Consider the following 9730-nt stretch of genomic DNA (forward strand, 5'->3'; position numbering starts at 1 on the left):
GAGGCGGGCAGCCTGCGACCAGCCGCGGGGCAGGGCAAGGGGGCGGCCGCGGTAAATCGGGGTGATGCGTTTCCGGCCCCCTTGGTCCATCATCTGGGGCGATGACAGAACACACGCCCCCCCGCCGCATCGCCCCGCAGACGGGGTCGCATCTCTGGACCGGCGCCGCGCTGAGCCCGGCCGACTGGATGCTGCCGCTGGGCGCCGAGGAGGCGGCCGAGATCGAGGCCGCGCTGGCCGCCCCGGGCGGGTCGCTGCCGCGGCTGGGCCCCTTGCTGGCGCGGCTGGCGGAGCGGCTGGCGCATGGTCTGGGTTTCTCCCTGTTGCGCGGGCTGCCGTTGCCGGAGGAGGTGTCGAGCCTGCTCGGCCTGCTGGGCAGCCGGATCGGCCAGGCGGTGCATGCGCCGCCGCCCTCCGGGCCGTTCCACAGCGAGGCCTGCGACGCGCTGCTGCTGCTGTGCCGCGAGCCCACCGACGTTCTTCTCTATTCCGCCGCGGCGCTGCACAACGAATTGCTGAAGGCCGACCGCGCGGCGCTCGAGGTCTTCTACCGCGCGCTGCCGCAGCGGGATGGCAGCGCCGAATTGCCGGTCTTCGCCGTCACCGGCGGCGTCTTCGCGGCCCGGCTGGACCGCGCCTCGATCGACCCGGCGGCGGCCGGCGGCGCGCTGGCGGCGCTGGACGACATCGTGGCGCGGCCGGGGATCGGGCTGAAGGTGTCGCTGCGGCCGGGCGACCTGCTCGGGGTCAATCCTTTCACCGTCTGGGCCAGCTGCGCGCCGGGCCTGGCGGCGCTGCCGCTGCGGGTCGAGCCGTCGCGCATGGAAGACGGGCCTTTCGCCGTGCTGAACCCGCCGGGCTGACGTCGATGCGCATCCTGGTGGCCAATGCCAACACGACCGAGGCGATCACCGAGCTCTGCGCCGCGGCCGCCCGCGCCGTGGCCAGCCCGGGCGTCGAGGTGATCGCGGCGACCCCGCGCTTCGGCCCGGCGGTGATCTCCAGCCGGGCGGAGAACGTCGTCGCCGGCCATGCGCTGCTGGAGCTGCTGGCCGAGCATGCCGGCCAGGTCGATGCCGTGGTGCTGGCGGTCAGCCACGACACGGCGCTGGAGGCGGCGCGGCAGGTGATGCCCTGCCCGGTGGTCGGCATGACCGAGGCCGCCTGCTTCGCCGCCTGCATGCTGGCCACCCGCTTCGGGCTGGTGACCTTGGGCGGGGTCGAGACCTATCGCGAGCTGATCGGCCGGCACGGGCTTTCTTCCCGCCTGGCGGGCCTCGAGGGCATCGCCACCACGCCGCAGGAGGCCTTGCGCGACCCCGACGCCGCGGCGGCGCTGCTGGAGGCGGCGATCGCGCGCCTGGTGGCGCAGGGCGCCGAGGCGGTGGTGCTGGGCGGCGCGGCGCTGGCGGGCATGGCCGGGCGGCTGACGGCGCCGGTGCCGGTGCTGGACGGCATGGCATGCGGCGTGCGGCTGGCCGAGGCGCTGGCAGGCTTGCGCGTCGCGCGGCCGCATGCGGGCAGCTTGGCGCCGGTGCGCGGGCGCGAGACCAGCGGGCTCGGCCCGGCGCTGGCGGCGCTGCTGCAGAGATCGCCGGCGTGAGCAAGCGGATCGCCGTGGCGCGCCTCTGGTTCGAGGGCAATTCCTTCACCCCCGGCGTCACCGGCCTGGCCGCGTTCCAGAGCCGCGAATGGAATGCCGGCGATGACGCCGTGGCGCGCTATCGCGGCACGGCGACCGAGCTCGGCGCCCTGGCTTCCTTCCTGAAAGAGCGCCCGGCCTGGGACGCCACGATCCTGCGCTGCGCCAGCGCCCAGCCCGGCGGGCCGATGGGCGACGATGTTTTTGCCCAATGGCTGGACGAGGTGGTCGAAGGGCTGCGCGGCGGCGGCTGGGACGGGGTCTATCTGTCGCTGCACGGCGCCTGCGTCACCGAGAGCGACCCGCAGGCCGACCTGACCCTGCTGCGCGCGGTCCGCGCCGCGATCGGCCCCGACGTCCCGCTGGTCGCCAGCTTCGACCCGCATGCCAATCTGTCGCCCGAGGTGGCGGGGCTGCTGGATGGCGGCAGCATCTACCGCACCTATCCGCATGTCGACATGGACGCCGCCGCGCTGCGGGCCTTGGCGCAGCTGGAGCGGATGCTCGACGGCGCGCCGCGCGGGCATGGCGCGATGGCCAAGCGGCCGATGGTGCTGCACAGCTTCCACATGCGCGACGCCGGCGGCCCGATGGCCGAGGTCTGGCAGGAAGCCCGCGAGACCGAAGGCGGCGCGGTGCTGGACGCCTCGCTGCTGGGCGGCTTCGCCTGGGGCGACAGCCCGCATGCCGGGCCGGGGGCGCTGGTCTTCGCGACGTCGCCGGCGCTGGCCGCCGCGACGGCCGGCCGCCTGGCCGATGCCATCGCCGCGCGCCGCGCCCGTTTCGACGTTGCCCTGCCGTTGCCGGAGGAAGCGCTGGCCACGGCCCTCGCCGCGCCCGAGGGGCTGGTGGCGCTGCTGGACCCGGCGGACAATCCGCTGTCAGGCGGCATCTGCGACACGCCCGGGCTGCTGCGGGTGGTGCTGGCCGCCGGGCTGACGGTGCCGACTGTTTTTGCGTTTTTGCACGACGCTGGGCTGGTGGCGCGGGCCGCGACGGCCGGTGTCGGCGCGACGCTGGATGTCGCGCTGGGCGGCCAGGTCACCGAGGCTTTCGGCGCCCCGGTGCCCGCGACGGCGACCGTCGAAAAACTGACGGAAGGCCGCTTCACCAACAGCGGCCCGATGGAGCGCGGCGCCCCGGTCGATCTGGGCCCGACGGCGGTGCTGCGGGTTGGCGCCGTGCGGATCGTGGTCGCCAGCCGCAAGGAGGCCGCGATCGACCCGGGCTTCTTCGCGCTGCACGACGTCGACCTGTCGGCGACGCGCCTGTTGGTGAATAAAGGCAAGAACCATTTCCGGGCGGCGTTTGCCGATCGCTGCAGCGCCATCCTGGAATGCGACACGCCCGGCCCGGCGGCGCTGGACCTGGCCGCGCTGCCGTTCCGGCATGTGCCGCGGGGCTATTTCGCGCGGTAGTCCTTTGGCTCAGCGCCTCATTGAATGCGCCTTGCGGCTTGATGAGGCCGATGGCGGCCGGCGAAGCTGCCAACCCTGATCAGGGTCTCGCGCGCCGTTGCGGACATGCGAAAACGCCCCCGGCCGTTCGACCGGGGACACATGAATCAAGTCAGCGCGAATCGGAGATCCGGGCAAAACCCCGAATGCGCCCTCCCCCGCTGCTTGCCTACTTCCCCCCATCCACGCTGAGGATCTGCCCCGAGATCCACTTCGCCTTGTCGCTGGCCAGGAAGGTCACCGCGTCGGCGATGTCCTGCGGCTCGCCGACGCGGCGAAGCGCGATGCTGTCCAGCAGCCGCTTCTGCCCCTCTTCGCCGTAGCTTGCGAATTGCGCGATGGAGGCCGGGTTGGACGGGATGAAGCCTGGCGCCACCGAGTTCACGTTGATGCCGTATTGGCCGAGCTCGCTGGCCAGCTGCCGGGTCAGCCCGACCAGCCCGTGCTTGGCCGAGCAATAGGCCTGGATGCCGGTCAGGCTGCGCTGCAGCCCGGCCCCCGACGAGATGGTGACGATCTTGCCGCGCCCCGCCTGCTTCATCCCCGGCACCGCCGCGGCGCAGAGGTTGAAGCAGGCATGCAGGTTGATGTCGAAGATGCCGTGCCAATCGGCTTCCGGCACCTCTTCCACCGGCCGCATCACCTGGCCGCGCACGCCGCCGGCATTGGCCACCAGCACGCCGATCGGGCCGCCGGCGGCGGCCTCGACCCGGCCGATCCAGGCGCGGGCGGCGCCGGGGGCGGTCAGGTCGAAGGCCTCGGTCTGGATGGTCGTGCCCTTGGCGGTCTCGGCCAGCTCATCCGCAGAAAGATCGCAGCCGAAGACCCGCGCCCCCATGGCAGCGAAGTCGCGGGCGACCAATTGGCCGAAGCCGTGGCCGGCGCCGGTCACGGCCACCACCACCCCGTCGAAGCGGATGTTCATGCGCTGAGAAGCTCCGTCAGGTTGCGGTCGTCCATTTTGCGGCGGCCGGCCTCGCAGTCATGGATGGCGGCGATCAGCGCGGTCAGCGCCGGCGCCGCGATGCCATGCTTCGCGGCCAGGGCGGCCACAGGCGCCAGCTGCGCATCGACCTCGGTGCTGCGCTGGCGCACCCACAGGTCGCGCCAGATGCCCGAATGGGTCTTGGCGTTGGGCCGGTTGAAGGCGACCATGGCGGCGACGCTGGCCTCGGCCGCTTCCGGCGCCGCATCAGGCTGGAAGGCGGCCGGGTCGAAGCCGTTGAAGCCCTTGGGCGAGACGCCCTCGGCGGCGGCCACCTGCATCACCTCGGTGCCCAGGGCCCGCCACAGCGGCAGCAGCTCGGGGCGCGCCAGCGCGTCGGCGATGCCCTTCTCGCCCAGCGCCTGCGCGAACAGCATCGAGCCATAGCCCAGCTTGCCCCAGAGATAGGCGCCGATGTCGCGGGTCAGCTCGGCGCGCGGCTCGAACAGCGCCAGCAGCCGGTGCAGCGCCTCCAGCCGCGGCGTCACGCTGCCGTCGAGCTCGCCCACCACCACGGCGCCGCGGCCGCCATAGAGGACATGGCCCGGGGCCAGCCAGTCGGCGCTGAAATTGACGAAGGCGCCGATGGTGCGCTCGGGCCCCACCACGCCCGCGATGATCTGCTCGCACAGCCCGTTCTGCAGCGAGGCGACATAGCCCTCCGCCGCCAGATGCGGCAGCAGGGCCTGCGCCGCGGCTTCCGTGTGCTGCGCCTTCACGCAGAGCAGGATGCGCCGGAAGGTGCCTTTCAATTCGCCGGGCAGGTGGGCCGGGGCATGCACCGTGTGGTGCTCCACCGGCCCCTCGATCACCAGGCCGCGCTTCGGGTCGCGGATGGCGGCGACATGCTCGGCCTCGATGTCGACGAAGACCACGGCATGGCCGGCGCGGACCAGCGCCGCGCCCACCGTGGCGCCGATCGCCCCCGCCCCCCAGACCAGGATGGGGCCGGACAACCCCTCCGCCGCCGCGCTGTCAGCCTTGTTCGCCATGGGTCTCGATCTCTCTAGCCTGCAGCGGTGCGGTTTTCGCGCTTCGGCCCTTGCCGGAATCACGCCTGCCCCGCACCCTCTGGCCCGAGGGACGCTGAAAGATCGGGGAGTTTCCGTCAATGCTTCGCAGAATACTGCTCTCGGCCGCAGCCGTCCTGGCTCTGGCCACCGCCACCCCCCTGCCCGCCGCCCAGGCGCAGGAGCTGCGCATCGGCGTGCGCGCCGGGCCAGAGGGGATCGATCCGCATTTCATGGCGCTGGGCAACCACGCCGCGGCGCTGCGCAACATCTTCGACAGCCTGGTGGCCGTCGACGAGAAGCTGCAGGTCTCGCCGGCGCTGGCCGTCTCCTGGCGCGCGGTCGACGACCTGACCTGGGAATTCAAGCTGCGGCAGGGGGTCAAGTTCCATGACGGCCGGCCCTTCACCGCCGCCGACGTCAAGTTCTCGATCGAGCGGGTGAAGGATGCCGCCGGCCCGGATGGCGGGCTGGTCATCTACACCCGCAGCATCGTCGGCGTGGACATCGTCGACGACCACACGGTGCGGATCCGCACCAATGTGCCCAATGCCGCGCTGCCGCAGGACATGACGCGGCTGTTCATCGTCTCCGGCGGCATCGCGGCCACCTCGAAGGCGCCGGAATTCAACAGCGGCGCCGCGGCCATCGGCACCGGTCCCTTCAAGTTCGTCTCCTGGACGCCGCGTGGCGACCTGGTGATGGAGCGCGCCCCCGGCTACTGGGGCGGCGAGGCGCCCTGGTCCAAGGTCACCCTGGTCGAGATCAGCAACGACGCCGCCCGCGTCGCCGGGCTGCTGTCGAACCGCGTCGACTTCGCCAACTATGTCCCCGTCTCCGACATCACCCGGCTGAAGCGCGAGCGGAACCTGACGCTCTACCAGGGCGAGAGCATCTACACCTTCATCCTCTATCCCGACCTGCGCGAGGACATGTCGCTGCCGGCGCTGCGCGGCATCACCGACAAGGCGGGGCAGACGCTGCCGCGCAACCCGTTCCGCGACCTGCGCGTCCGCCAGGCGCTGTCGCTGGCGATCGACCGCCAGGCCATCGCCCAGTCGGTCTTCGAGGGCACGGCGACGCCGGCCTACCAGCTGATGCCGTCCGGCATGTTCGGCGCCAACCCGAACCCGCCGCGCCTGCCGACCGACGTCAACCGCGCCAAGGCGCTGCTGGCCGAGGCCGGCTATCCGAACGGCTTCCGCTTCCCGCTGTTCTGCTCCTCCGACCGGCTGCCGGGCGACGGCGCCACCTGCACCGCGCTGGGCCAGCTCTATGCCCGTGTCGGCCTCGACGTGCAGGTCAACGCCCAGCCGCGCACCATCTTCTTCGCGGCCCGCACCCGCGGCGACTATCCGGTGACCATGGCCGGCTGGGGCACGCTGACCGGCGAGGCCGGCTATGCCGTCTCCTCCTTCATCCACACCAAGGAAGGGCCCGGCGGCCGCTACGGCGCCTTCAACGTCTCCAGCTACTCCAACCCGGAGCTGGACAAGATGATCGCCGAGGCCATGGGCACGCTGAACGACGACAAGCGCCGCGCCCTGTTCCAGGAGATCCAGGCCAAGGCGGTCGCCGATGCGGGCCAGATCCCCATCGTCATCCTGCCCACCGTCTGGGCCGGGCGCGCCAACCTGACCTTCACGCCACGGACGGACGAGGAGACGCTGGCCTTCCATATCCGGGCGCGCTGAATGCCGACCGGGGCGGGGCGCCAGGCGCCCCGCCCCCCTTGCCCGGCCCGGAGGCCGCCGCCGCGATGCTGATCCCCGACGACTACCAGCCCGGCTATGCCCGGGCCCGGCTGGCGGACCCGGCCATGGCCGAGACCTATCTGCGCCACACCACGCTGGGCGACCCCGAGGCCGATGCGGTCACCGCGCTGCTGCTGCCCTATCCGGCCGAGCAGCAGCGCGACTGGCTGCGCCTCGGCGTCGAGCAGGGCCCGGCGGCGCTGGACAGCGCGCCCGCCGGCCTGCGCGACTTCTTCGCCGGGATCGAGGCGGCGCCGCCCTGGTTCGACGCCGCCGCCGCCCTGCCCGGCTGCCGCGCCTTCCACCGCAATTCCGAGATGTTCATCGGCGCCTTCGTCGCCGCCGTGCTGATCGAGGGCTTCGCCACCCTGATCAGCAAGTCCTTCAGCATCACCGGCCGGCTGGTCGACCAGGGCGTGCGGCGGCTGAAGCAGAACAACCTGCACCTGGTCGAGATCTTCATGCCCGGCGGGCTGGACCGGCACGGCGATGGCTGGCGGCTGTCGGTGCGGATCCGGCTGATGCATGCCCGCATCCGCCAGCTGCTGGCGCAATCCCCCGAATGGGAGGGCCAGGCCTGGGGCACGCCGCTGAGCGCCGCCCATATCGGCTATGCCACCGCCAGCTTCTCCGGCCTGCTGCTGCAGCGGGCGCGGATGCTGGGCGTCGAGCTGTCGGACGCCGAGCGGCAATCCTTCATGATGGTCTGGCGCTATGCCGGCCAGCTGATGGGGGTGCCGCCGGCGCTGGCCTGCGCCACCGAGGCGGAGGCGATGCGGCTGCGCGACATCGGCATCCTGTGCGAGCCGCCGCCGGGGATCGAATCCATCCTGCTGGCCAACAACCTGATCAACTCGGCGCCGATCGTGGCCGACATCACCGAGCCCGCCGCCCGCCGCGCGCTGTCGAAGCGGATCTACCAGGTCTCCCGCGCGCTGATCGGCGACACGCTGGCCGACCAGCTGAACTACCCGCCCAGCCGCCGCTTCGGCGTGCTGGGCATGCTGCGGCTGACCAACCGGACCGAGCGGCTGCTGCGCGGCTGGTTCCCGGCGCTGGAGCGGTATCGCCGCTTCGGCCAGTTCCAGCGCATGCTGGACGTCTCGTTCCACAGCCCGACGGGCATCAGCTACCGCATGCCCGGCCACCTGCATGCCGAGCGCGACCGCCCGGCTGCTTAGGCTCCGTGCGGCTTAGACCCCGTGCTGCTCGCGCAGCGCCAGGAACTTCAGCTGCGGCCATTCTTCCTCGGAGCGCTTGCGGCCCCATTCGGAGTTGAAGAAGGCCACCGGCTCGTTGTCGTGGTCCTCGGCCATCTGGCTGGGCGCGGTGCGCAGGAAGCGGTCGAGCGCCACGCGGTCCTCGGTCGCGACCCAGCGCATGGTCGACCAGCTGGTCGCCTCGAAGCCCACCTGGACGCTGTATTCCGCCTGCAGCCGGCTCATCAGCACGTCGAGCTGCAGCTGGCCGACCACGCCCACCACCGGCTGGCTGCCATCCAGCGGGCGGAACACCTGCACCACGCCTTCGTCGGCCAGCTGGTCCAGCGCCTTGCGCAGCTTCTTGGCCAGCATCGGGTCGTCGAGCCGGATCCGGCGCAGGATTTCCGGGGCGAAGCTCGGGACGCCGCGGAAGTTCAGCTCCTCGCCATCGGTCAGCGTGTCGCCGATGCGCAGCACGCCATGGTTGGCGATGCCGACCACGTCGCCGGGCCAGGCCTCTTCCGCCACCTGGCGTTCCTTGGCGAAGAAGAACAGCGGCGCGTTGACCGGGATCGACTTGCCGGTGCGCACCTGCTTCAGGCGCGCGCCCTTGCGCAGCTTGCCCGAGCAGATTCGCAGGAAAGCCACGCGGTCGCGGTGCTGCAGGTCGGTGTTCGCCTGGATCTTGAAGACGAAGCCCGACAGCTTCTCCTCCTCCGGCTGCACCACCCGCACATCGGCGCGGCGGGCGGAGGGCGGCGGCGCGAAGCGGGCCAGCCCGTCCAGCAGGTGCTTGACCCCGAAGCCGCGCAGCGCGCTGCCGAAATAGACCGGGGTCATATGGCCCTCGCGGAAGCTTTCCAGCGCGAAGTCGTTGTACATCGAGGCGACCTCGATCCCCTCGCGCAGCAGGTGGCCCTGACCATGCGGCAGCAGCCCGTCGATGCGGGGGTCGTCGGGGCCGGACAGCTTCTCGTCGCGCTCGCCGCCCTCGGTCAGCAGGCGCAGCGTCGCGTCCTGGCGGTCATAGACGCCGGAGAATTGCTTGCCCGAGCCGATCGGCCAGGTGGCGGGGGTGACGTCCAGCGCCAGGGTCTTCTCGATCTCGTCGAGCAGCTCCAGCGGCTCCCTGGCCTCGCGGTCCATCTTGTTGATGAAGGTGACGATCGGGATGTCGCGCAGCCGGCAGACCTCGAACAGCTTGCGGGTCTGCGCCTCGATGCCCTTGGCGGCGTCGATCACCATCACCGCGGCGTCGACGGCCGACAGGGTGCGGTAGGTGTCCTCGGAGAAGTCCTCGTGGCCCGGCGTGTCCAGCAGGTTGAAGATCTGCCCGGCATATTCGAAGGTCATGACGCTGGTCGCGACCGAAATGCCACGGTCCTGCTCGATCTTCATCCAGTCCGAGCGCGTCCGCCGCCGCTCGCCCTTGGCCCGCACGGCGCCCGCGATCTGGATGGCGCCGCCCAGCAGCAGCAGCTGCTCGGTCAGGGTGGTCTTGCCGGCGTCCGGATGCGCGATGATCGCGAAAGTCCGCCGACGCCGCGCCTCGGTCGCCGTCTGGGTGTCGGGGGTGGTCAACTGGGCTGCTCCGGGGTCGTCTCGAACGAGGGGTCGGGGGGTATAGCGCGGGCGGCGGCGGAAATCGACTCAGGCGCCAGGGGGGGGGGGGCTGGCCCC

The 9730-nt window shown here is 71.9% G+C and carries 8 protein-coding genes; 5 read left to right on the top strand and 3 right to left on the bottom strand.

The window, feature by feature from the left end; genetic code table 11:
• The first annotated feature begins 101 nt into the window (after window positions 1-101).
• The 3 genes from GVN67_RS25900 to GVN67_RS25910 are packed head-to-tail and all read left to right on the top strand — an operon-like array spanning window position 102 to window position 3060.
• The gene (locus GVN67_RS25900; protein WP_160000210.1) at window positions 102-863 is read left to right on the top strand and encodes a hypothetical protein; all 762 of its coding nucleotides are present in this window, start codon (window positions 102-104) and stop codon (window positions 861-863) included.
• A 5-nt stretch (window positions 864-868) separates the two neighbouring features.
• Entirely contained in the window at window positions 869-1603 is a 735-nt protein-coding gene (locus GVN67_RS25905; protein WP_160000211.1) for an aspartate/glutamate racemase family protein, read from the top strand.
• On the top strand, window positions 1600-3060 hold the full coding sequence (locus GVN67_RS25910; RefSeq protein WP_160000212.1) for a M81 family metallopeptidase: 1461 nt from the start codon (window positions 1600-1602) through the stop codon (window positions 3058-3060). Before GVN67_RS25905 ends, GVN67_RS25910 begins: the two co-directional genes overlap by 4 nt.
• Before the next feature lie 208 nt (window positions 3061-3268).
• Here the strand turns inward: GVN67_RS25910 and GVN67_RS25915 are convergent, their stop codons facing one another.
• Both GVN67_RS25915 and GVN67_RS25920 read right to left on the bottom strand, forming a co-directional pair.
• Entirely contained in the window at window positions 3269-4024 is a 756-nt protein-coding gene (locus GVN67_RS25915; protein WP_160000213.1) for an SDR family NAD(P)-dependent oxidoreductase, read from the bottom strand.
• Window positions 4021-5076 carry a ketopantoate reductase family protein gene (locus GVN67_RS25920; protein ID WP_235035503.1) on the bottom strand — a complete coding sequence of 352 codons (1056 nt, stop codon included), beginning with the start codon at window positions 5074-5076 and terminating at the stop codon, window positions 4021-4023. Before GVN67_RS25920 ends, GVN67_RS25915 begins: the two co-directional genes overlap by 4 nt.
• A 119-nt stretch (window positions 5077-5195) precedes the next feature.
• Between GVN67_RS25920 and GVN67_RS25925 the strand changes: the two genes are divergently transcribed.
• Both GVN67_RS25925 and GVN67_RS25930 read left to right on the top strand, forming a co-directional pair.
• Window positions 5196-6788, top strand: coding sequence for an ABC transporter substrate-binding protein (locus tag GVN67_RS25925; RefSeq protein ID WP_160000214.1), 1593 nt, complete (start codon window positions 5196-5198; stop codon window positions 6786-6788).
• Window positions 6789-6826: 38 nt separating this feature from the next.
• The gene (locus GVN67_RS25930) at window positions 6827-8029 is read left to right on the top strand and encodes an oxygenase MpaB family protein (protein ID WP_235035504.1); all 1203 of its coding nucleotides are present in this window, start codon (window positions 6827-6829) and stop codon (window positions 8027-8029) included.
• A gap of 12 nt (window positions 8030-8041) precedes the next feature.
• Here the strand turns inward: GVN67_RS25930 and GVN67_RS25935 are convergent, their stop codons facing one another.
• Entirely contained in the window at window positions 8042-9631 is a 1590-nt protein-coding gene (locus GVN67_RS25935; protein ID WP_160000215.1) for a peptide chain release factor 3, read from the bottom strand.
• Window positions 9632-9730 lie beyond the last annotated feature (99 nt).

It is taken from the genome of Roseomonas sp. 18066, from assembly GCF_902706185.1.
In the GTDB taxonomy this organism is placed as follows: Bacteria; Pseudomonadota; Alphaproteobacteria; order Acetobacterales; family Acetobacteraceae; genus Pseudoroseomonas.